This is a genomic window from Bradyrhizobium sp. RDM12 (assembly GCF_051917485.1).
GTDB lineage: Bacteria > Pseudomonadota > Alphaproteobacteria > Rhizobiales > Xanthobacteraceae > Bradyrhizobium.
Map to the genome: position 1 here is coordinate 7,025,253 of NZ_CM133064.1, position 22,361 is coordinate 7,047,613.

Here is a 22,361-nt window from a genome sequence, read left to right on the forward strand (position 1 = left end):
CCTCTTAGCGCCCGCGGCGAACCAGAACGCTGGAGAGCCCTTCGGGCAATACCCGAATGATCAGGATGACGGCCACCAGCATGCCGATTTGACCGATGATCTGGCCGTAACTCGCATTCAGCGCCATTCGGATCATTGCGAGAAACACCGCGGCGGGCGCCGTTCCGAGCAGCACGTTCGCACCCCCGATCACGACCGTGACGAAGCTCTCGACCACGAAGGTCGCCCCCATCGTCGGGATCAGCGTCATGGTCGGCGCATAGAGCGCACCGCAAAGTCCGGCGAGGCCCGTGCCAATTCCGAAGCTGATCGCGTAGATGCGGCCGGTGCGCGCGCCGAGCGCCTTGGCCATCGCCGCGTTCTGCATCGTCGCGCGCGCAATCACGCCGAAGCGCGTCTTCATGAAAATGACGTAGAGGCCAACCAGCACTGCTACCGCGCAGCCGAACAGCACCAGACGATAGGTGGAAAATGTGTAGCCGCCGATTGCGAAGCTTCCTCGGGCGTACCGATGCCTCGTACGGCAGAGCCGATGATCAGGAGCATGGATTGCGTCACGATCAGGCTCAGCCCCCAGGTGGCGAGCAGCGAATCGAGCGGTCGTTTGTAGAAGCGCCGCACGATCAGGAATTCGACCGCGACACCAATGAGCCCTGCCGTCAGCGCCGCCAGGATCTGTGCGATCGGAAGGGGTACCCCCAGGTTGACGAGACCCACGGTGACGTAGGCGCCGCACATGATGAACTCGCCGTGCGCCATGTTGATGACGCCCATCATGCCGAACACGATGGCAAGCCCCGCGGCCGAGAGGATGAGAAACGCGAAGACGTCGGCGAACTGATAGAATAACGAGAAAAGTTCAGCCGACATTCCGGTCCCTTTTCAAAATCCGCCTGTTCGCCGCGCCGCATCGTTGCGGCGCCGGCCTCGCTTGACGTCGCGATGCATATCACGAGCAAGATCCGTGCCCGCAGCGCCTCACGACTTGTTCGGAAGATGACTCGGCGTGTACTGATCCTTGTCGTTCTTCTTGGTGAGATCGCAACCGATCTCTCCGAGCCAGTACGGCTGGATCGTTCCGTAGTCCTTCTCTACCGTCACCTCGTGCTTGGGCCCAACTGAAATCAGGCGCATGCGGTGCGACGTATGCTGGCTCTTCGGATCGATACAGACCTTGCCTTCGGGCGCATCGATGCAGGCATCGCCCGTTGCGATCACCTTCCGCATGTCTTCGAGCTTGGTCGACTTCGCCTTCTCGACCAGGGCCTTATACATGTAGAGTGCATTGTAGGCGTTGTAGCCCATATCGTTGATGTAGAGCTCGTCCGGGAATTTGGCGTGCCAGCGCTTCTTGAACGCGTTGGCCTCCGGCGTATCGATTTCCTCGAACCAATTGGCAGTCGCGTGCATGTTGTTGAGTGCCGGTGGTTTGAACCGCTTGTGCTCGAAGCCGAGCATCACCTTGATCGACGACCCCATCGGCAGATTGAGGTTGGCCGCAGCCGCCTGCTCGAAGAAGGAGTCCTGGGCAGCGCCGACATTGATCGTCAGGAGCCAATCCGGCTTCGCCTTCTGGATGTTCTGGATCGTTTGCGCGAATTGCGATACCCCGAGCGGAATAAACTCTTCGCCCACGACCTCTCCGCCCAGATCCTTCATAATCTTGCGGTTCCACTCCGCCGAGATCTGACCGAAATTGTAGTCGGCGGCAATAACGTAGACTTTCTTGCCGAATTTCTCGACCATCCAGGGAATCAGCGTCGAAAATTGCTGCTCCGGTACTGCCCCCATGCTGATCATGCTGGCGTCGCAGACGCCGCCTTCGTACTGATTGGTGTAGATATACGGCGTCGAAGTGCGATCAACGATCGGGCGTAGCGCCTCGCGCGAGGCTGAGGTAATGCCGCCGATCAGGACGTCGACCTTGTCGCGGTTGAGCAGACGACGCCCGAATTCCTGGTAGCGAGCGTTGTCACCTTGCGGATCGAGATGGATCAGTTCGATCTGCCGGCCCAGAATGCCGCCGTTCTTGTTGATTTCCTCGACCGCAAGCTGGGAGCCATGCAGCTTCGGCATTCCCATGAACGCGAGGTCGCCCGAGACGTCCTCGAGCAGGCCGACCTTCAGCGGCTCGGCCGCCTGGGCTGTCGCCAGCGCCGATGTTCCGAGCAAAGCGCCGAGCAGAGCGATGCCGATTTTACTTCTCGAGTTCATCGTAAACTCCCCTGTCCTTGAAGATGATTGAATGTCATGGCTTGAGGTAATTTTTTAGGATCGAGGCGCCCATCGTGTATTTTGGGTCGACCATGTTGCCGAGCCGCATGCGGCCGGCCTGGCTGAGCAGCATGTAGGCGTCGATCTCGTCGAATCCGTAATCGGCGGCCATCCACCGCACGAGCTCGCGATAGGCGATGCGCGCTGCATCCTCGAGGGGGCGGGCGCTGCCAATCGTCATGATGAAGTCACGTGTCTCGAGCCGGGGCCACGCAAAGCTCCAGTTCCTGATCAGGTCGATCTGCAGCGTGACGGTCGCGCGTTGTTCGAGAGCGACACCGGACAGTTCGCCGTCGCCCTGTGTCGCATGGCAGTCGCCAACATAGAGCATCCCTCCATCGGTGTGCACGGGGAAATAGATGACGGCGCCGGGTGCAACATCCGGCAAATCCATGTTGCCGCCGTGATTATCCGGCTGCAGCGACGAGATCGCCTCGATCTCGGGCGAGACCCCGATAGTGCCGATGAACGGCTCGTAAGGCAGCGTGATCTTGTCGTTCCAGCGCACGCCATCCCTGTCGACGTGCAGCTTCTTGACGCGTTCGGGCAGCGGCGGATTGAGCAACGCCGTCGAGGCGGTTCCGACCAGCCCGCCGAATTCCGGAATGATGCAGGTCGTGCCTGCCGGCTGCTCGCCCCGCGTCTCGACATCGCGGATATAGACCGCAAGGCAATCGCCCTTCTTGGCGCCGTTGACCGCGATCGGTCCGCATTGCGGGTTGAGGTAAGGGAAATTCAGTTTGGCGGTCGGGCTATCACTCTCGCTGGTGAGCACGCCGCCAAAGGCGTCTTCCGTCTCTACGAGGACCACCCCGCCTGGGTCGATCGATAAGGTCGGCTTCGCATAAGGACCGTAGACGTAGTGGAAGGCGCCCTGCTGCTCGATCGTCAAGCTATGGGTTGCGCCAGTTGCACCCTTTGCGACCGCACGCTTGGCCATGATGGAATTCTTCAACCAGTCTTCGGCGGGCATGCGAATGACTCCTCAACTCAGATCGCGGGATGACGCTTGTGCCAATCGGTCACGCGCTGGAAGGCGTCACCGGCGCGAACGAGGCTGGCTTCGTCGAAGTGACGGCCGACGAACTGAAAGCCGACCGGACCGCCATTCGGCGCGAAGCCGCCCGGCAGCGTCACCGTTGGGCTTCCCGTCATGTCGAACGGGCATGTGAAGCGGAGCAACCCGGCGATCAGCGATGCGTCCTCGCCCAACGATGCCATCTTGGCGAGGGTGGGCGCCGCGAAGACCTGGGCCGGCACCGCGATGAGATCAACCGCCTCGAACAGCAGGCGGACCGCGCCGCGGAACGCTTCGCGGCGCAGCACGATCTTCTGATAGTCCATGCCCGATTGTTGCCGGCCAAGATCGAGCAGACCTGCGAGCGCCGGCCCATACTCGTCCTTGCGCGACGGATAGGTCGCCTCATGCGCGACCGCCACCTCAATGCCGCACAACGGGAACCAGTCGTCGATCACAGCCTTCGGATCGGGGAACGTGATCTCCTTGATCTTCGCACCCAGATCGGCCGCCACGTGGAGGCCTTCACCAAGCACCTTGGCTGCGGCGTCGTCGGTGCCTTCGCTGGTCCAGCGCCGGTCGACTCCGATCGTCACGCCGCGCAAGCTACCGGACAGACCTGCGAGATAGTCGGGGACGGGCAGCGGAACCGACGTGGTGTCCTTCGGGTCCTGGCCCGCGATGGCGCCGAGGATCGCGCCGCAATCGACCGCGCTGCGCGCCATCGGGCCAATATGATCCAGCGTCGCCGCAAGTTCAAACGCGCCGTAGCGGCTGACCCGGCCCCAGGTCGGCTTGAGGCCGGTGATGCCGTTGGCAGCCGAGGGAAAGCGGATCGATCCGCCCGTGTCGGTGCCGAGCGATCCAAAGCAGAGACCCGCCGCAGTGGCAACGCCAGAGCCGCTCGAGGATGCGCCAGGCCAAAGATCTGCGCTCCACGGGTTTTTCGGCGGATCGATCTTCGGATGATGGTCGGCGTATGCACCCTCTGTCTGCTGCAACTTGCCGAGGATGATTGCGCCGGCATCCTTGAGCCGCGCAACGACGGTCGCGTCCTCGTTCGGACGGAAGTCTCGATGGATCGTCATGCCATGGGCCGCCGGCGCACCCTTGGCCCAACAAAGGTCTTTTACCGCAATCGGGACCCCATGCAGCGGCCCTCTGATTTTTCCGGATGCGATCTCCTTCTCGGCGGCGACCGCTTCCGCGAGCGCGGACTCCGCCATCACGTACGCGTAGCTCTTGAGCTTGCCGTCGAGCTGCTCGATCCGTCCAAGTATCGTCTTTGTCACCTCGAGCGGCGACAGCTCCTTCGCATGGATCTTCTGTCCGACCTCGACCAGCCCGAGATAATTGAGATCCGTTGTCGCCATCGTTCATCCCCGCGTCCAATGTGACGCAGGCGCGGGCTGACCTGCCGCGGCGCATACGCCATCGCTTTGACGACGCGGATGCATCGCCAATTTTCCTGGCGGCAAAACGAAAAAAACCACCCGTCCCTCCCGCATGAGGTGACGAATGGCTCAAATGCCGCGGCTATGATCTATCGCAAAGGGCCCGACATCGAACGATGCACTTGGTGCGGAGAGCTGGACGTCATCGGCCAGATCGGCGCACGCGAAGTTCGACAGAAGCCCTGTGGACGAAAATTCTAAGGACCTGCCCACCGCGTTGTCAACGACGCTGTCTGCCTAAATTTAGCGAAAGTGCTGCGCAGCAAATCGGCAAATGTATTGCGCTCACATCATTGATGATGATTTCATCCATGCGTTGTGCCGCGAAAGCCATCGATGACAAAGCCGTCCATTCCCGCTGGTATCGTCTGTTCGCAGTCCGGGCCCTATCAGGCCATGGGTCGCGAGATCCTCAAATGCGCCCTGATGGCGGTCGAGGAGATCAACAGCGCCGCCGAGTTCGACTTCTCGATCACCGCGCATGTCCGCGATCCCCGCGGAATCATTGCGGAATATCATACGGTCTGCGACGATCTCATCCGCAATGTCGGGGTCGAACACATTATTGGGTGTTATACTTCGGCCTCCCGAAAGCAGGTCCTGCCGATCGTGGAGCGCACCGATCGCCTGCTTTGGTATCCCGCGCGCTACGAGGGATTCGAATGCTCCGACAACGTCATCTATGTCGGCGCGTCACCCAATCACAACGTGCTGCCCCTCGTCCGCTACGTGCTCGATAATCTGTCGCGTGAATTCTTCTGCGTCGGTTCCAATTATGTCTGGACCTGGGAGACCAACCGCGTCACCCGCGAACTCGTGAGCTCGGCGGGCGGCCACATCCTGGCCGAAAGGCTGCTCGAGCTCGGCGAAGACGCCGTCGGACATATCGTCGACGAGATCGTGCGCAAAAAACCTCCAATCGTGTTCAACACGTTGGTCGGAAGCTCGAGCTATCATTTCATCCGCGCTTTCCACGCCGCGACCGAAGCCGCAGGGCTCGACATCCCGATGCTGAGCTGCAGCCTGTGCGAGCCGGAACTTGCGATCGTCGGGCCGGCATCGACGGGCTGTATTACATCATCGGCCTATTTCGAGAGCATTCGCCTGCCCGAGAACCGCGCATTCGTCGCGCGCTGGAAGGCGCGCAACGGCCATGACAGCAGCCCCTCCGTCGACGGACAATCCGCCTATGTCGCGGTGTATCTGTTGGCGCGGGCGCTGCAACGCGCGGGCTCGTCGAACATCGGCGAGGTCCGGCGCGCCGCGGCCGGCCATCGCTACAATTCGCCGCAAGGGCCGGTCTGGATCGACGGCAGCAACAACCATTGCGTCCTTACACCGCGGCTAGCCGTGTCCAATTCGCGCGGACAATTTGATATCTTCTGGGAAGCTGATGCTCCTGTTAAACCTGATCCCTACCTGACGCAGCTCGATGTCGCCGTCGGTCCGTCGCGAGAGACCGCAACGGGCGGGACATCGCCGAATGCGCCGCATTTGCGGGTTGTGAAATGAGCAAACCGTCTTCATTTTCCCTGCGCGGGCGCAAGGCGCTCGTCGTCATCAAGGACGAACGCGATACCTCGATTGTCAAGCGCCAATTCGAACGCCTCGGGGTCGACAGCATCGCGTGGACGCCTTCCGAAGCGATCGACTTCGTGCCGGACGTGGCATTGATCGACGACGAATTCCTGCCGCTGGGGCGGCCGACGCAGCATGTCTTTCACCGACGATGCCCGGTGATCGCCCTGATCGGCACGGAGACACCGAGTCGGTTGAAGTTGGTACTCGAACTCGATCCGGCATCGTTTCTGGTCAAGCCGCTGCGCTCGGCCGGTATCTACGCGGCCCTCGTGATGGCATTCGAGCGCAGCGAGCGCACGAGCGAATTGACGCAGCAGGTTGTGAAGCTGGAACAGCGCCTGAGATCGCGCCGCATCGTGCTTGCGGCAGTGCTTCAGGTCATGCACTCCCGTTCACTCGCGGAGCCCGCCGCATTTGCGCTGATCCGTCGATCCGCAATGGAGCAGCGCAAGACGATCGAGGAGCTCTCTGCCGAGATTACAGCACGGGGCTCGTTGCCGAGAGCAACGGGCTAAAGCCGGGCCAGAATGCCAGCCGCTCTCGCGCACCAAGCGATTATTCGTAGCGTTGTTTGTCAAGCAACAGCGCGCGCGGTCGCATTCGCGACAGCGCCGTCAAGGAATCCGGTCAACCGCTGGCGGATGATCTGCTCGGCTTGCGCCATGATGCGGTCGATCAGCTCCTTCACCGTCGGGATATCGTGGATCAACCCTACCACCATGCCGCAGCTCCAGGCGCCGGCGTCCATCTCGCCGTCGACCATCACCTTGGGGTAGACGCCCGCCACCTGTTCATGGATGTCCTCGATCTTTAGGCTCGCCCCTTTTCGCGCTCGACTTCGAGCAGGTGATCGACGCCCTTGTTCTTCAGCACGCGCTCAGTGTTGCGCAGCGCCCGCATCACCAGCACCGTGTCGAGCTCGGTGGCTTGGACCAGCGCCTGCTTCACGTTGGCATGGACAGGAGCTTCCTTGGTTGCGATGAAGCGGGTGCCCATGTTCATGCCGGCGGCGCCCATTGAAAGCGCGGCGACGAGGCTGCGCGCGTCCGCCATGCCACCCGAGGCCACGAACGGAATCTTCAGTTCATCCGCCGCGCGCGGCAGCAGAATCATGTTCGGGATATCGTCCTCGCCGGGATGGCCGCCGCATTCGAAGCCATCGACGCTGACGGCGTCGCAACCGATCCTCTCGGCCTTAAGCGAATGCCGCACCGAGGTGCATTTGTGGATTACCTTGATGCCGGCGGCCTTCAGCGCCGGCATGTACGCTTCCGGGCTGCGGCCGGCGGTCTCCACCGCCTTGACGCCACCTTCCTTGATGGCAGCGATGTATTCCGGATAGGGCGGCGCAGTGAAGCTCGGCAGGAAGGTCAGGTTCACACCGAACGGCTTGTCGGTCATGCCGCGGCACCGCGCGATTTCTTTCGCCAGCAACTCCGGCGTCCGCTGGGTCAGGCCGGTGATGATGCCAAGACCGCCGGCGTTCGACACCGCGGCTGCCAATTCGGCGAAGCCGACGTAATGCATGCCGCCCTGGATGATCGGGTGTTGGATGCCGAACAGTTCAGTGATTGCTGTCTTCACGTGCGCTTCTCCGCTTTCCGATCAGTTGACGATTTCGAACAGGCCGGCGGCGCCCATGCCGCCGCCGATGCACATGGTTACAACGCCGTATTTCGCCTTGCGCCGCCGCCCCTCGATCAGGATGTGGCCCGCAAGCCGGCTGCCCGTCATGCCGTAGGGGTGGCCGATCGCGATCGAGCCGCCATTGACGTTCAGCTTGTCCGGATCGATGCCGAGCTTGTCGCGGCAGTAGATCACCTGGACGGCATAGGCTTCGTTCAACTCCCAGAGATCGATGTCATCGATCGTCAGGTCGTGCCGCTTGAGAAGGCGCGGGATCGCCGCGACCGGGCCGACGCCCATTTCGTCCGGCTCGACACCGGCGGCAACGAAGCCGCGGAAGATGCCGAGCGGCTTCAGACCTTTCTTGGCTGCGACTTTATCGCTCATGATCACGCAGGCCGAGGCTCCGTCGGAGAGTTGGCTGGCATTGCCAGCTGTGATGGTCTTGCCCTCGAACACCGGCTTGATCTTTGCAAGTCCTTCCGCCGTGGTCTCGGGGCGCGGGCCTTCATCCTTCGACAGCGTCACCTGCTGATAGGTGATCTCCTTGGTGTCCTTGTTGACGACGGCCATCCTGGTCGTGATCGGGACGACCTCGTCGTTGAACCGGCCGGCCTGCACCGCGGCTCCGATGCGACGCTGGCATTCGAGACTGTATTCGTCCTGCCGGTCGCGGCCGATCTTGTAACGCTCAGCGACGATCTCGGCGGTGTCGAGCATCGACATGTACATGTCCGGCTTCATCGCCATCAGCTCGTCGTCGACCGCGTGGAAACGGTTCATGTGGTCGTTCTGCACCAGGCTGATCGATTCGATGCCGCCTCCAATCGCGATCTCGACGCCATCCAGCATGATCGAGCGTGCCGCGACCGCTATCGCCTGCAGGCCGGAGGCGCACTGCCGGTCAATCGTGGTGCCGGCGACGGTGACCGGCAGGCCGGCACGAATGGCGCCCTTGCGTGCGACGTTCATCACCATGGTGCCCTGTTGCATCGCGCAGCCCATCACCACGTCCTCGACCTCGCCCGGCTCAATGCCCGCGCGCCTGACCGCCTCGGCCATCACATGACCGGCCATGGTCGGCCCCTCGGTGTTGTTCAGGGCACCGCGATAGGCCTTGCCGACGCCGGTGCGGGCGGTGGAAACGATAACTGCCTCTGTCGTCATGCTTGCCTCTTTTGCTACGCAGCCGCGTCGAGCTGCACATAACGCAGCAAGTGGTGCGCGGGATCGCCGAACTGGATGTTGATGGAGGAGATTCGCTTGAAGTAATGACCGATGTTCAATTCGTCGGTCATACCCATGCCGCCGTGGAGCTGCACCGCCTGATCGGCGATGAACTTGCCGGCATACCCGATCTTCGACTTGGCGCCGGAGGCGAGGCGCGAAATACCGCTCTCGCCGGCGCCCAGGCTGAGATTGAGATGCTGCATCAAGGAAAGCGCCTCCTGATGGGCGATGAACATGTCGACCATCCGGTGCTGCAGCACCTGGAAGCTGCCGATGCTGACGCCGAACTGCTTTCGGGCCTTGGAGTATTCCAGCGTCGCGGAGTTCAGTTCGGCCATCGCGCCGACCGCCTCGGCGCAGAGCGCGCCGATCGCCCTGTCACGGCAGGCCTCCAGCAGGGCGACGCCCTCGCCCTCGCTGCCGAGCAACTCGCCGCGAACATCGCGGAAGGTAATTTCTGCAGCGCGGCGGCCATCGAGGGTCTTGAAGCTGCGCAGATCCAGATTGGCCGCCCGGGCGTCGACGACGAACAGGCTGACGCCGGCGCGATCGTCGCGCTTGCCCTTGGTGCGGGCGGAGACGATAAGATAGTCCGCCCAGGGCGCCGCAATGACAGCAGTCTTCTCTCCAGTGAGTATGTAATCGCTGCCGTCACGCCGCGCCGCGGTCGCGACATTGGCGAGGTCGAAGCGCGAAGCTTTTTCGGTCCAGGCCAGCGCCCAGATCTTCTGTCCGGCGATGATATCGGGAATCGAGGCCTGTTTCTGCTCTTTGGAGCCCACATGCTCGATCAAGCCGCCGGCCAGCACGACCGTTTCGACGTAGGGCTCCACGACAAGGTGACGCCCGAACTCCTGGGCAACGATCATGGTGGACAGCGGACCGCCACCTACTCCGCCGCTCTCCTCGGAGAACGGCGCGGCGAGCAGGCCGAGCTCCGCAAAGGCACCCCACTGCCTCCGGCTCCAGCCATCTTCGCTGGCGACGATCTTGCTGCGCGCCTCGAAGCTGTATTGGTCGCGTAGCATGCGCTGTACGCTGGACCGCAACAGTTCCTGCTCTTCCGTGAACTCGATATCCATCCGATCCTCTCGTTGCGCTGTTGCTAGAGACCGAGCACCGCTTTGGCGATGATGTTGCGCTGGATTTCGTTCGATCCGCCGTAGATGCTGAGCTTGCGCGCATTCAGGTACTTTTCCGACGCGGTGTGGCCGTAATCGGGACCCGGCATGAACTGGTTTGCGCTCAAGGTTTGCTCGCGAAGCGCCAGTCCGTAATTGGCGATGGCGCGATGGGTCAGCTCGGTAATGCCCTGGAAGATCTCGGTGCCGCGGATCTTGAACAGCGAAGCCGCAGGACCCGGATCGATGCCGCGCGCCATCTGGGCAATGACCCGCAGCTCGGTGGCCTCGAGCGCAAGCACGTCGAGCTCGATCCGCCCGATCTCCTTCCAAAACTCGAGGTGCGCCGGGTCATCCGCGGGGATCTCCGCCTTCACGATCTTCTTCAACCGATTGAGGTAGCGTGTCGAGCGGCCAATCCCGGCCATGCTGGTGCGCTCGTTGCCCAGCAGGAATTTGGCGTAGGTCCAGCCCTTGTTTTCCTCGCCGATCAGGTTCTCGACCGGGACCCGGACATCCTCGAGAAAGACGTCGTTGACCTCGTGCGATCCATCGATCGTGATGATCGGACGCACGGTGACGCCGGGCGATTTCATGTCGATCAGGAGGAACGAGATGCCGGCCTGAGGCTTGGCCGAAGGATCGGTACGTACCAGGCAGAAGATCCAGTCGGCGTGCTGGGCCAACGTCGTCCAGGTCTTGTGGCCGTTGACGATGTAGTGGTCGCCCTCGCGCACGGCCTTGGTGCGGACGGTGGCGAGGTCCGAGCCCGATCCCGGCTCGGAATAGCCCTGGCACCACCAATCTTCACCCGAAAGGATCCGCGGCAAGAACTTCTGTTTTTGCGCGTCGTTGCCGAAGGTGTAGATGACGGGACCGACCATGGTGACACTGAACGCCAACGGCGGCAGCGTGCCGGCCCGGCTTGTCTCCTGCTCGAAGATGAAACGTCGGGTGATCGACCAGCCGGGGCCGCCATATTCCTTAGGCCAGAGCGGCGCGATCCAGCCCTTCTTGTAGAGAATGCGGTGCCAGAGCAACGATTGCTCTTTGGTCAGGTCGGTCTCCGGATTGGGGACCCGCATTTCCTGCGGATAGTTCTCGGCGATGAAAGCGCGCACCTCATCACGGAAGGACGCGTCTTCGGGAGACAGTGCCAGTTCCATCGTACGCTTCCTACCACTTCTCACCGAAGGGGCGGATTTCCATCTCAAAGGTCCAGGCACTTTTCGGCTGCTGATAGAGCTGCCAATAGGATGCGGCGACAGAGGCCGGTGGCATCAGCAGATCCGGATCGTCGAGCGCATTGGGGCCGAGCGCCTCCAGGCGACGCTGCCGAACCCACTCGGTGTCGACACCCGAATCGATGATGAGATGGGCGACGTGGATATTCTTTGGGCCCAACTCGCGCGCCATCGCCTGCGCCACAGCGCGCAGTCCGAATTTGGCGCTGGCAAAGGCTGCATAGCCACTGCCGCCGCGCAAGGAGGCGGTCGCGCCGGTGAAGAAAATATTGCCTTGACCGCGCGGCAGCATCAGCCGTGCTGCCTCGCGCCCGGCGAGGAAGCCGGAGTAACAGGCCATCTCCCAGACTTTGCGGAACACGCGCTCGGTCGTGTCGAGGATCGGGAAGTTGACGTTGGCGCCAATGTTGAAGACACAAACATCCAAGGGCGCGTGCTTGTCGGCGTCATTCAGGAAGGAGACGATCTCCTCCTCTTTACGAGCGTCGAGTGAACGTGCGTGGATCTCGCCGCCGGCGGCCTCGATCTCCTTGACCAGCGGCGCCAGCTTGTCGCCGTTGCGGCGACCGGCGAAGACGGTAAAGCCTTCGGAAGCAAACTTCTTGGCGATCTCGCCGCCGATGAAATCGCCCGCGCCGATCACGGCGGCGGTTGCATTTCTGTTTTTCAAGGGTCTTCTCCCGGTTGGGTTAGGCTCGCTGCGTGCGAAGCTGTTCTGTCGGTCCTGAAAGGTGGAAGGCGGTTCTTGAGCAAGTCCAGGACGTTTGGATTTCGTCAGCGCGGTGACCGAGGATACCATGGTCGGAGGCACGGTCCTCGACCGGCGTGGTTCGCTCCTCAGCGTCCGCAAGCTGGCGGGCCGTCGATCGATCGATGCAGCCCGGCAAACCGAAAACAGTCTCCTCGATGCAGAGCGCCTGCGACAGTTTCGCCACGACCAACCGCCTCCCATCTGAACATCGGCGCTTTTCAGCCTTGCGCCTGGCGACGAAGATGCGTTCTTTTTTAGAACTCGTCAATCGCTATTTTGTCGGGACCGCCGGATCCTGAAGTGGCAACTTTGTTGCCCCATTAGCAGTCTGCTGAAGAACCCCTCGCCACGGAGGAGGCTTGATGATTCACTTATCATCTCGATTCGGCGGAGGCGATCATGCGCGGCAGGTTTACGGATCAGGGCGGCCTGTTTTCGTACATCGCGCCGGATAAGCGTGTGCCAGCGAACCACCCGCTGCGGAAGGTCCGGGAACTTGTCCGGGATGTTTTGAGTGATTTGAACCGCAGCCTTGGGAGGCTCTACGCCAGCGAGGGACGTCCTTCGATCCCTCCGGAGCAATTGCTGAGTGCGCTGCTGCTGCAGGTGTTCTACGGCATCCGCTCGGAACGTCAGTTGATGGAGCAACTGGACTACAATCTTTTGTATCGGTGGTTTGTGGGACTGTCGCCGGACGATCCGGTCTGGGACCCGACCACCTTCACCAAGAACCGGGAGCGGCTGCAGAACGGCGATGTATTCACGAAGTTCATGACCAGGCTTCTCAACCATCCACAGGTCAAGCCGCTGCTGTCGGACGAGCACTTCTCGGTGGATGGAACGCTGATCGAAGCCTGGGCTTCACAGAAGAGCTTTCGTCCCAAGGACGGCAGCGGCGACGATGATGACGGCGCGAACTTCCATGGCCAGAAGCGCAAGAACGACACCCACGCGAGCACCAGTGACCCCGACAGCCGGCTTTATCGCAAGGCGGCCGGACGGGAGGCCAAGCTTTGCTATATGGGCCACGCCACCATGGAGAACCGGCATGGGCTGGCGGTGGCCGGCAGGGTCACGCATGCCAATGGCACCGCCGAACGCCGGGCTTCGGAGACCATGCTGAAGGCGAGACGCAAAGCCGCAGGCCGCCGCATCACGGCCGGTGAGGACAAGGCGTACGATACCGCCGATCATGTCGCCAATCTTCGCGCCATCGGCGTGACGCCGCATGTGACACAGAACCAGGCCGTCACCAAAACCGGCAAGACCCGCAACAGCGCCATCGACGAACGAACCACGCGGCATCCAGGGTACGGCATGTCGCAATCGCGCCGGGCGATGGTCGAGTGCATTTTCGGATGGGGCAAGCAACACGGCACCATGCGCAAGACCAAACATCGCGGCATCGCTCGCGTCGCCGCCGACTTCCTGCTCAATCTGATCGCCTACAACCTGATCCGCATTCCAAAACTGCTTGCCCCTTAGCCACCCAGCGTCAGGGTGCCCCCAACACCAGGCTAGAAATCACATCCAACTCCGCCACGCCGCCCCAACAACGACCGGACAGAATAAGAAAACTCTCCATTTCAAGGTTTTTCAGCAAACTGTTAGAGGGGCTGCGCAGGATTCCGTTTTTCAACGCGGCTTTCAGCCGACACGCATATCATATCAAATAGGAACTTACGGGAGAGGCGGGTATAGAGAGAGTCGTGGAGTCGCGATGCTCGTCGACGCCATCGGCGCCGCCGTTGCGCGGCGGTTTGCGCGCGGCGGCTATACTGTTTGCATCTGCAGAGGCGATGCGGTCAAACCCCAAGCGCTTGTGGAGGCTTACCAGCGTGCGGTTGCGGCGAATGTTCCGGCAGCACCGATTATACCGATGCCTGCCAAGGCATGTCGCCGTTCGCGGCTTGCGCACAGCGCTTCAGCTTGCACCGCCACGCGGAACGTGCCCGCGGCGACCACGTCGTCGAGCGCGCGACTATCGAACCCAGCTCGCACAGCACCTCGCGCGAATGTTCGCCGACGCGACGGGCCGGTCCGCCGATCGCACGTCGGTAACTAGCCGGTCCTGGAAACGGACTGCCGGGTCTGTTCGACGATCGATTCTTCGACGTCCCGGAGTTGATCCTTGCCGAAAAACATCTCCTTGCCGACGAAGAATGTCGGCGAACCGAAGGCACCGCGAGCGACGGCGTCATTGGTCAGGTCGATCAACTTTTTCTTGACGTCATCCTGCTGAGCGCGCGCAACCAGCCTGTCGATGTCGATCCCCGAGGAAGCAAATGCGCTCCGGAACACTTCGGGATCGTCCATCTTCTTGGGCTCTTCCCACATATGATGATAGGCGGCGCGGAAATAGGGTTCGAACACGCCCTCGAACTGGGCGGCGACGGCGCCGCGCATCAGCATCAAGGTGTTGATCGGAAAGAAGGAGTTCTGGCGAAATTTCGTGATGTTGTGGCGCCGGATGAACCGCCGGGTCTCGAGTGCCTGGTATTCCGGCTTGTTCTTGATCCCGCGGAGCGAGTCGAACGGGGACATGTTGCCCGTCGCCTTGTAGATCCCGCCGAGCAGGACCGGGACATACTCGAATTTCACGCCGGTCCGCCGCTCGATCCCAGGGATGGCGACCTCCGCCAGATAGGCGTTCGGGCTGCCGAAATCGAACTGAAATTCAACCTTGAGGATCATGACCGCTTTCTCCCGCAGAGCGTATTGGATAGTCAGGGACCGGCGATCCAATCGCGTAGCTTGCCTGGTCTCATCCTTATAGTTCTAAAATTGAACTGTCAAATTTGGCGGACTTAACGCTGATTTTGCTGCTCCATCAGGTATTGTTTGGAATTCAGTACCTATCTAGAATGCAAAGGAAACGCGACGGCCTCAGCGACGATTCGAGGCGGGTCATGCCGGGACGACTGGAGAGTACGGGATGAAGTGGAAGGAACTCGAGGAAGAGCCGTGTTCGATGGCGCGAACCATCGGCGTGATCGGCGACCGATGGACCCTCCTGATCCTGCGCGAATGCTTTCTGCGCACGCGCCGCTTCGAAGGATTTCAGTCGGCGCTCGGAATTACCCGCCATCTGCTTGCTGAACGGCTGAAGAAGCTGGTTCGGCTGGGCATCCTGCGCCGCATTCCTTACCAGGAAGCGCCCAAGCGGCACGAATATATCCTGACTCAGAAGGGCCTCGATCTTTATCCGATCATGATGGCGCTGGTGCATTGGGGCGACACTCACATGGTCGACGAGCGCGGCCGGCCGTTGCTGCACCAGCACCGCAAATGCGGAAAGGACTTCGACCCGGTCATGGTGTGCTCTGAATGCGGCGAACCGCTCCTGGCCAAAGAGGTTCATACCCATCCAGGCCCAGGCGCTCAAAGCCCGTTGACGACAGCGGCACCTGACAAGCCGAAAGCAAAGGCGCGCCGCAGCGCCGCTTGAGCCGGCCACGGACGTCACGCACCGAACGCATCCTCAGATCTGAATCACAGCTGCGTCAGGCTCGTTGCAGTGGAGACGGTCCACTTGATCAGCCCGGTGTTTGAGCACGGCACGTTGATTGACATAGGCCTTGTCGGTGATTTCTCCCGCGGCCAATGAGGGTGGATCCTTCAACAGGGTGAATGAGCAGATTTTTTCGCTGCTTCCAACAGCCTCATTGTATTCCCGCAAACGATGCCTCAGGAATTCGATCACCCGCGGGTCGCAGGTCAAATCAGTAGCCGGCGCGTTCGAAATCCGCGCCGCCTCGGTCGGGTTCAGCCAGCACAGCAGCGCACAGGCGTCGCGGTTTTCTCCCGCAACGACAATGTCCAGCAGGACGCCGCGCGTTGCGGCCAGAATGGCGGCACGCATGGTTCCGATCGCAACCCAGGTGCCGTTCGCAAGCTTGAAGTTCTCGGAAATTCTGCCCGTGAAACGCAGACCGAGCTCCGGCTTCTCGGGATCGATAAACGACACGGTGTCACCGATGCGATAGAACCCCTCCTCGTCGAAGGCCTTCTCGGTGAGATCGGCCCTGCCGAGGTAACCCGGGGTGACGTTGGGCCCCTTCACCCTGGCCTCATACGTGTCGGAAACAGGGATCAGTTTCAGCTGCACGCCCGGCGCCGGAAGACCAATCTCGCCCGGCCGATCCGTTGCCCAATGCGTCGTGCTGATTGTCGGTGCCGTTTCGGTCGTCCCATAGCCCGACATGACCGGAATCTGCCGGCCCGTGATCGATGATATCAGCCGATAAAGTCTTTCGAGGGTGCCTTGCGAAATTGCAGCCCCCGCGTAGCTCAATCGGTCCAGCCGTTTGAAAATGCTCGCGCCGAGGGCGACGTCCTTCTCAATGGCATCACACAACAGGTTATAGCCGGCGGGAACGTTGAACATCGCCGTCGGCGATATCTCCTTGAGGTTCGCCACCGATTTGTGAAAGAGCTGAGGCAGCGGCCTGCCGTCATCGATGTAGAGCGTCCCGCCGTTCTTAAGAATGCCGTGAAGAATGACGTTGCTGCCCATCGTATGATGCCACGGCAGCCACTCGACCTGGACCGGCGCCTCCGGAGGCGACACGAGCAGGCTCCCCATTTGCAGGGAGCTCGCCATCATGCGATGCGTATTCAGCACGCCCTTTGGCAGGCCGGTCGAACCGGACGTGAAGAGAATTTTCGCAACAGCGTCGGTGGTGACCGCACGCGATGCTTGCGTAAATCCTTCCCACTCCGTTCGATCCGTCAGGACGCGGAAAGGCGTCGTGTCCGGCGCGCCATCGACGCTGATCCAGGCGGAGTCTCCCAACTCGGGAACGGAGCGAGCCGCGGAAAAGTCGCGTCCACTCTGAACGAAAACGAACTTCGGACGCAGCACCTGCGCGATGTCCTGGAGGCGCGCAAGGCCGCCGCGCATCAATGTGTAGTTCGGCGATATTGGCGCCAGAATGACGCCGATCGACATCGCTGCAAAGGAGATCACCGCGTTCTCGATGGAGTTGCCCGACAGCACGGCCAGCCTGTCGGCCGGCTTTGCGCCCATATCGATCAGGCTCTGGCCGACCGCCTGGATCTGCGACCATACTTCGCCATAGGTGATCTCGTCCCATTCCCCTTCGGCATTGCGTTGCGCGAGGAATATTCTGTCCGGAGCCGCGCTTGCCCAGCGCGGCAGAAAATCGGTGACGCGCCAGTCGCATGGCCCCAGTTCGAGCGGGGACCTCAATACAAGCGTGCCGTCCGTCCGGCGCTCGACGGAGAGTTCTCTTGGCGCAAACGTCAATGGCTTCGTCGACATCGAAAACAATCTCCTGAATTGCCGCGGATGGATCGAACGGGCGGGCTGCGCCAGGAGTCACTCGGACCTGGCGTCCAGGACTTCTCCGAATGGTTGCCACGTCGTGCCGGTCCAGCGCTGCAGCCGCATCTGCGTCCAGATCATGTTCTCGGTCTCGCTGGTGTTGACCTTGATCCCGGGCAGCACAGTCGGAACGACGACGTCTTTCAGGTTCTTCGCCTGAGCCAGAATATTCTTCCGCGACAGATTTTCACCGCATTGCCTCAGGATCTGCTCGAGCAGGACGCCTTGCTGATAACCGGTCAGATAGCTGCCGTTGGTGATATCGGCGCCCGACAGATACTTGTCGAAAAAGGCCCGGTAGGCCTGCATGCCCGGGTCGTCTTTCCATGTGTCGTCCAGGATATCCTTGTTGGTCGTCCCGACCATCACGCCGACCGATTTGTCGAGGCCGGCCGGTACGAGCGTGCCTCCGACCGATCCGGACGGGAAATTGATGATCACGGTCGCCTTCCAGCCGATCACCGAAGCTTGCCGGATGGCCTGGGCCGCGAACTTCGGCGTCCCGGCGATCACCAGGGCCTCGGCACCCGAGCTCTTCAGATTGGTAATCTGCGAATCAATCGTCGGTTCGGTGATCTCGTAGGAAGCACTGACGACCTTGCGGTCGAAATCCTTGCCGAGAAACGCCTTGAAGGCACCGACGTAATCTTTGCCGAGATCGTCGTTCTGATAGAGGATGGCATACTTGGCGTTCGGCAGCGTTCTCGTCAGGTATTTGGCGTAGATTCTTCCTTCGGTGTCGTAGCTGACAAGACCCGTGGTGATCAGCGGGTAATTGCCGACATCCGTGAACTTGGACGAGCCGCTGACGACGGCGACACTCGGTACGCCCTTGGCCTTCAGGTATTTTGCAGTGGCCGAGATGCCGGGCGTGCCGAGCTGGCCGAACATGAACGACACTTCGTCGCTTTCAACCAGCTTGCGGACGTGCTCCACCGCCTTGGGAGGACTGTATCCGTCGTCATAGGCGATGTAGTTGATCTTGCGTCCATTGACGCCGCCGCGGTCATTCAAGGCCTGAATGTAGGCCATGAGTCCCTTGCCCACGAGACCGATCGATGATGCCGGTCCGCTGAAGGGAAAAACCCCGCCGATCTTGATCTCGGTGGCAGAGATTCCCGGCTCGTCGGCGGCGAATGCGGGGCCGCTTAGGAATAGAGCCAGAGCCGCGACGATCTTCCATCTCACCAACATTGCTCGTCCTCCCAAACATGCACCCGTTCTCGGGTGTGCGGCTTTGTTTTGTTGCGCCGGCGGCGGCTCGCCGCGCGCCCTTGCGAAGAGGCATCGCGCTGAACGGGTCCAGCCGTAATCCGGCACGTCTCGGCCGTTGCGTTCGGCCATTCTCTTTACAGACTACAGTTCTATTTTTGAACTCGTCAAGCGAATAGATCGTCATCGGCCGGTCCGTGCGCGACCGGGCCTGTCTAAACAAGGCCAGAAACCAGCTCCTATGGTCACGGTTGGTTCGTTGCACCCTCCAGCCAGTGCCCCTATAGTCACTTCTGTTTTTGAACTTAATTGAGGAGGACCGCGATGCGAAAAGCAGGGATACACAATTTTCCGGCCATCGATCGTGTCGTTTACGGCAAGGCTGCATCTGACGCCTTGAACGATGAAGCGCTGCGACTGGATGCCAAGCGCGTATTCCTGATCGTCAGCCGCACCTTGAACACCAAGACCGACGAGATCGAAAAGATCCGGCGCGCGCTCGGCGGCAGATACGTTGCGACCTTCGATGGAATTGCAGAGCACACTACCCGCAAGCAAGCTGCCGAGGTTGCCCGCCAAACCAACGACGCAGGAGCCGACCTGGTCGTCGCTGTCGGCGGAGGCTCGGCGATCGACCTCGCCAAGATCGTCATCATGGCGATGGAACATGAGATCCGCGACGAAGCGGGTTTCGATCCGTTCCCGATGGACCTTGGGGTCGCCGTCTCTCCGTTCCGTTCGCCAAAGGTCCGACTGATCGCGGTGCCATCGACGTTGAATGGCGGCGAATACAATGCAGCCGCGCTCGTCACCGATGAACGCAACAGGCTAAAGCAGATTTTCTTTCATCCCCGGATGATGCCGGTAGCGATCATTCTCGACCCTGCTCTCACCGTTCATACGCCTTCCAAGCTCTGGATGGGATCGGGAACCCGCTCGATGGATCACGGCATCGAAGCCTTGTGCTCCCCGCCGGCACCCCGCTGGCCGACGAGGTCGTCCTGGCCGGCATCCGCACCCTGCGCGAGGGAATGCTGCGAAGCTTGCAGCAACCTGATGATCTGGAGGCGCGCCGACTGTCTCAATACGGCGCCTGGCTCGCCGCGTTTGGCCTGCAGGCGCGGGTCCCGATGGGAGCCAGTCACGGCATTGGCCATGTGCTCGGAGGGACCTTCGGCGTTCCGCACTACTATTGCACACCGGTCATCATGCCGAGCCTGCTTCGTTACAACAAGCCGTTCACCGAGGGTGCGCAACAGCGCCTGGCGACGGCCCTTGGCGAGCCGGGTATGGAAGCCGCCGCCGCCTTCGCACAGTTCACCAACAGACTTGGATTGCCTGGCCGTCTTGCCGACGTCGGGATCGGCGAAGACAAGTTTGATCAGATCAGCAAGATCGCGATCAATCATCGGTTCGTCCAGGCCAATCCGCGGCCTTTCAAAAGCGAAGCCGACATCATCGATCTGTTGCGAATGGCCGCCTAGCCGAATTCGCAGAGGAAAATCCAGCCACGACAATCAGCTCCGTTTGCAAAAGCGTGGCTCGCCGACGTGCTGGCACGCCTGCCGGATCATCCCGCCGAGCCTCTCTGCGATGATCTGTTGGACGCGGGTTTGGATGTCTACATCCTGCTCCGAAAGGAGAGAGCCGATGCCGAGTTCCAATTACCGCTTGTTCGAACAGGCCATGCGCGGACGTAAGCCGATCTTCTGTGTGTACGAGGGTTATCCTCGCGAACTCTGTCCCATCGTCCTCGGCCATTCGCAACGCCAGGAGAAGGTGCTCACCTATCAGTTTGGCGGCCAAAGCAAGTCGGGTCTGCCGCACGAAGGTGAATGGCGCTGTCTATGGCTTGCAAAGGTCAGCGCTGCTCAACTCCGTGACGGGCCTTGGCGAACTGGCTCCAGCCATACCCAGCCACAAGGCTGCGTCGAGATCGTCGACCTCGATGTAAACCCCGATAGTCCGTATCGCCCGAAGCGTACCCTTCTCTAACGCGGTCCTCTCCGCACCGAGACGGCACCCGGTCAGAGTCCGGGCCCGTGGTCCTCGCTGGAGGCTTACTTCGCTTCGCGATACCGCAGCGACTTGGCTGATGCAGCCAGGCGTGGACATGTGGGAAGCCGCCGGCTGGCTCGGGAATGACGTTTGAGCAATGGGAGGCCAATTATGGCCATCATCACCCGGACTTACAGGGAGAGGCAGCGGAAGCGTTTGGGCGGCTCAAGGTCGGCCCGAATCTGCCTTGCCTGCTCTTCGACGTCCTTGGCGTACGCCTCGAGATCGACGGGCATGGCTGATGTGCCTCGAATCATTGCGCATTTCATTGCGCCCAAAAAACATCGAAACTATAAGTACTTGAAATAATGGTCGGAGTGGCAGGATTCGAACCTGCGACCCCTGCGTCCCGAACGCAGTGCTCTACCGGGCTGAGCCACACTCCGACAAGAAGGCGGCTTATAGCGTCGGGTTTGACGCACCGCAAGCGGCCGAGCTGAGGAATTTTGTCCCTGTGAGAACGGGTGTTGAAACGTCGATTTTACCGGCTGGCGAGGCCGGCGCGGAAGCTGCCGCCCGGACTTTGGCCGCCGGCGGGCTGGTCGCGTTTCCGACCGAGACGGTCTACGGGCTCGGGGCGGATGCGGCGAATGCGACCGCGATCGCCCATCTCTACGCCGCCAAGGGGCGGCCGGCCTTCAATCCGCTGATCGCCCATGTCGCCGACCTCGCGGCGGCACGGCGAATCGGGAGGTTCGATGGCCGCGCCCTGAAGCTCGCCGAGGCGTTCTGGCCGGGGCCGCTGACACTGGTGGTGCCGAAGACGGATGATTGCCCGGTCGCCGATCTCGCCACGGCCGGCCTCGACACCGTCGCGATCCGCATTCCCGCCCATCCGGTGGCCGAAGCCATTTTGCGCGCATTTGGCGGGGCCGTGGTGGCGCCGTCGGCAAATATCTCCGGCCACGTCTCGCCGACGCTGGCCGCCCATGTCGAGAGTGACCTTGCGGGGCGGATCGATCTCATCGTGGACGGCGGACGGGTCGCGGTGGGCGTGGAATCGACCATTGTCGGCTGCTTCGAGGCAGCGATGCTGCTGCGCCCCGGAGGGCTCTCGCGCGAGCGCATCGAGGCCGTGCTGGGCATGCCCTTGGCGCGGCCGCCGGCGGAGGCCGGGAACGACGACGGCCAGCCGCTGGCGCCGGGCATGATGGCCTCGCATTACGCGCCGCGCGCCAGCGTGCGGCTCGATGCGCGCGAGGTGGCGCCGGGCGAAGCGCTGCTGGCATTCGGGCCCAATCGCCTGCCCGGCCAGGAGGCCGCCGCCGCTGTCATGAATTTGTCGCCCGCCGGCGATCTCGATGAAGCCGCCGCCAATCTGTTCGGTTATCTTCGCGCCCTCGATGCGAAGGTCCCGCGGGCGATTGCCGTGATGACGATCCCCGAGGAAGGGCTTGGCGAAGCGATCAACGACCGACTGCGGCGAGCGGCCGTTGCGCGATAAG

The 22,361-nt window shown here is 61.6% G+C and carries 18 protein-coding genes, 1 tRNA gene and 3 pseudogenes; 9 read left to right on the forward strand and 13 right to left on the reverse strand.

All coding sequences use genetic code 11. The features are described from left to right. Positions 1-4: 4 nt before the first annotated feature. The 4 genes and pseudogenes from ACTGJ9_RS34280 to ACTGJ9_RS34295 all read right to left on the reverse strand — a co-directional run bounded on the left by ACTGJ9_RS34280 (position 5) and on the right by ACTGJ9_RS34295 (position 4,665). Positions 5-870, reverse strand: a pseudogene (locus ACTGJ9_RS34280) (ABC transporter permease subunit). Positions 871-978: 108 nt separating this feature from the next. Further along, positions 979-2,214, reverse strand: coding sequence for an urea ABC transporter substrate-binding protein (locus ACTGJ9_RS34285; protein WP_456674650.1), 1,236 nt, complete (start codon positions 2,212-2,214; stop codon positions 979-981). Positions 2,215-2,248: 34 nt separating this feature from the next. After that, positions 2,249-3,247, reverse strand: coding sequence for an acetamidase/formamidase family protein (locus ACTGJ9_RS34290; protein WP_456674651.1), 999 nt, complete (start codon positions 3,245-3,247; stop codon positions 2,249-2,251). Positions 3,248-3,264: 17 nt separating this feature from the next. Continuing rightward, positions 3,265-4,665 (reverse strand): amidase, encoded by a 1,401-nt coding sequence (locus ACTGJ9_RS34295; protein ID WP_456674652.1) that lies wholly within the window; start codon positions 4,663-4,665, stop codon positions 3,265-3,267. A 417-nt stretch (positions 4,666-5,082) separates the two neighbouring features. On the opposite strand from ACTGJ9_RS34295, the gene ACTGJ9_RS34300 reads away from it, so the two are divergent. Both ACTGJ9_RS34300 and ACTGJ9_RS34305 read left to right on the forward strand, forming a co-directional pair. Then, positions 5,083-6,258, forward strand: a complete 1,176-nt coding sequence (locus ACTGJ9_RS34300; protein WP_456674653.1) for a transporter substrate-binding domain-containing protein — start codon at positions 5,083-5,085, stop codon at positions 6,256-6,258. Beyond that, positions 6,255-6,842 carry an ANTAR domain-containing response regulator gene (locus ACTGJ9_RS34305; RefSeq protein ID WP_456674654.1) on the forward strand — a complete coding sequence of 196 codons (588 nt, stop codon included), beginning with the start codon at positions 6,255-6,257 and terminating at the stop codon, positions 6,840-6,842. Before ACTGJ9_RS34300 ends, ACTGJ9_RS34305 begins: the two co-directional genes overlap by 4 nt. A gap of 59 nt (positions 6,843-6,901) precedes the next feature. Here ACTGJ9_RS34305 and ACTGJ9_RS34310 read toward each other — a convergent pair. From ACTGJ9_RS34310 to ACTGJ9_RS34330, 5 genes and pseudogenes are all read right to left on the reverse strand, one after another. Continuing rightward, positions 6,902-7,911, reverse strand: a pseudogene (locus tag ACTGJ9_RS34310) (NAD(P)H-dependent flavin oxidoreductase). 21 nt (positions 7,912-7,932) lie between these two features. Beyond that, positions 7,933-9,120 carry an acetyl-CoA C-acyltransferase gene (locus ACTGJ9_RS34315; protein ID WP_456674655.1) on the reverse strand — a complete coding sequence of 396 codons (1,188 nt, stop codon included), beginning with the start codon at positions 9,118-9,120 and terminating at the stop codon, positions 7,933-7,935. 14 nt (positions 9,121-9,134) lie between these two features. Continuing rightward, positions 9,135-10,265, reverse strand: coding sequence for an acyl-CoA dehydrogenase family protein (locus ACTGJ9_RS34320; protein WP_456674656.1), 1,131 nt, complete (start codon positions 10,263-10,265; stop codon positions 9,135-9,137). Positions 10,266-10,288: 23 nt separating this feature from the next. Continuing rightward, positions 10,289-11,470 carry an acyl-CoA dehydrogenase family protein gene (locus ACTGJ9_RS34325; RefSeq protein ID WP_456674657.1) on the reverse strand — a complete coding sequence of 394 codons (1,182 nt, stop codon included), beginning with the start codon at positions 11,468-11,470 and terminating at the stop codon, positions 10,289-10,291. Positions 11,471-11,480: 10 nt separating this feature from the next. Then, positions 11,481-12,218, reverse strand: a complete 738-nt coding sequence (locus ACTGJ9_RS34330) for an SDR family oxidoreductase (RefSeq protein ID WP_456678718.1) — start codon at positions 12,216-12,218, stop codon at positions 11,481-11,483. A gap of 203 nt (positions 12,219-12,421) precedes the next feature. On the opposite strand from ACTGJ9_RS34330, the gene ACTGJ9_RS34335 reads away from it, so the two are divergent. Together ACTGJ9_RS34335 and ACTGJ9_RS34340 are read left to right on the forward strand one after the other, a co-directional pair. Further along, positions 12,422-12,598 (forward strand): hypothetical protein, encoded by a 177-nt coding sequence (locus tag ACTGJ9_RS34335; protein ID WP_456674658.1) that lies wholly within the window; start codon positions 12,422-12,424, stop codon positions 12,596-12,598. A gap of 100 nt (positions 12,599-12,698) precedes the next feature. After that, entirely contained in the window at positions 12,699-13,784 is a 1,086-nt protein-coding gene (locus tag ACTGJ9_RS34340; protein ID WP_456673093.1) for an IS5 family transposase, read from the forward strand. Positions 13,785-14,360: 576 nt separating this feature from the next. On the opposite strand, the gene ACTGJ9_RS34345 is transcribed toward ACTGJ9_RS34340, so the two are convergent. Beyond that, complete coding sequence (locus ACTGJ9_RS34345; RefSeq protein WP_456674659.1) at positions 14,361-14,993, reverse strand: DsbA family protein; 633 nt, start codon at positions 14,991-14,993, stop codon at positions 14,361-14,363. A 241-nt stretch (positions 14,994-15,234) separates the two neighbouring features. Between ACTGJ9_RS34345 and ACTGJ9_RS34350 the strand changes: the two genes are divergently transcribed. Then, positions 15,235-15,747, forward strand: coding sequence for a winged helix-turn-helix transcriptional regulator (locus tag ACTGJ9_RS34350; RefSeq protein WP_456674660.1), 513 nt, complete (start codon positions 15,235-15,237; stop codon positions 15,745-15,747). A gap of 33 nt (positions 15,748-15,780) precedes the next feature. Here ACTGJ9_RS34350 and ACTGJ9_RS34355 read toward each other — a convergent pair whose 3' ends face one another. Together ACTGJ9_RS34355 and ACTGJ9_RS34360 are read right to left on the reverse strand one after the other, a co-directional pair. After that, positions 15,781-17,583, reverse strand: coding sequence for an AMP-binding protein (locus ACTGJ9_RS34355; protein WP_456674661.1), 1,803 nt, complete (start codon positions 17,581-17,583; stop codon positions 15,781-15,783). 57 nt (positions 17,584-17,640) lie between these two features. Then, complete coding sequence (locus ACTGJ9_RS34360) at positions 17,641-18,840, reverse strand: ABC transporter substrate-binding protein (protein WP_456674662.1); 1,200 nt, start codon at positions 18,838-18,840, stop codon at positions 17,641-17,643. Between the two features lie 342 nt (positions 18,841-19,182). On the opposite strand from ACTGJ9_RS34360, the pseudogene ACTGJ9_RS34365 reads away from it, so the two are divergent. The 3 genes and pseudogenes from ACTGJ9_RS34365 to ACTGJ9_RS34375 all read left to right on the forward strand — a co-directional run. Next, positions 19,183-19,683 (forward strand): annotated as a pseudogene (locus ACTGJ9_RS34365) (iron-containing alcohol dehydrogenase); the annotation flags it as partial. Positions 19,684-19,820: 137 nt separating this feature from the next. Next, complete coding sequence (locus ACTGJ9_RS34370) at positions 19,821-20,342, forward strand: hypothetical protein (protein ID WP_456674663.1); 522 nt, start codon at positions 19,821-19,823, stop codon at positions 20,340-20,342. A 166-nt stretch (positions 20,343-20,508) separates the two neighbouring features. Further along, positions 20,509-20,853 carry a hypothetical protein gene (locus ACTGJ9_RS34375; protein ID WP_456678719.1) on the forward strand — a complete coding sequence of 115 codons (345 nt, stop codon included), beginning with the start codon at positions 20,509-20,511 and terminating at the stop codon, positions 20,851-20,853. A 372-nt stretch (positions 20,854-21,225) separates the two neighbouring features. Here the strand turns inward: ACTGJ9_RS34375 and ACTGJ9_RS34380 are convergent. Continuing rightward, positions 21,226-21,302, reverse strand: a tRNA-Pro gene (locus ACTGJ9_RS34380). 68 nt (positions 21,303-21,370) lie between these two features. Here ACTGJ9_RS34380 and ACTGJ9_RS34385 point away from each other — a divergent pair. Then, positions 21,371-22,360 (forward strand): L-threonylcarbamoyladenylate synthase, encoded by a 990-nt coding sequence (locus ACTGJ9_RS34385; protein ID WP_456674664.1) that lies wholly within the window; start codon positions 21,371-21,373, stop codon positions 22,358-22,360. Position 22,361: the final 1 nt, after the last annotated feature.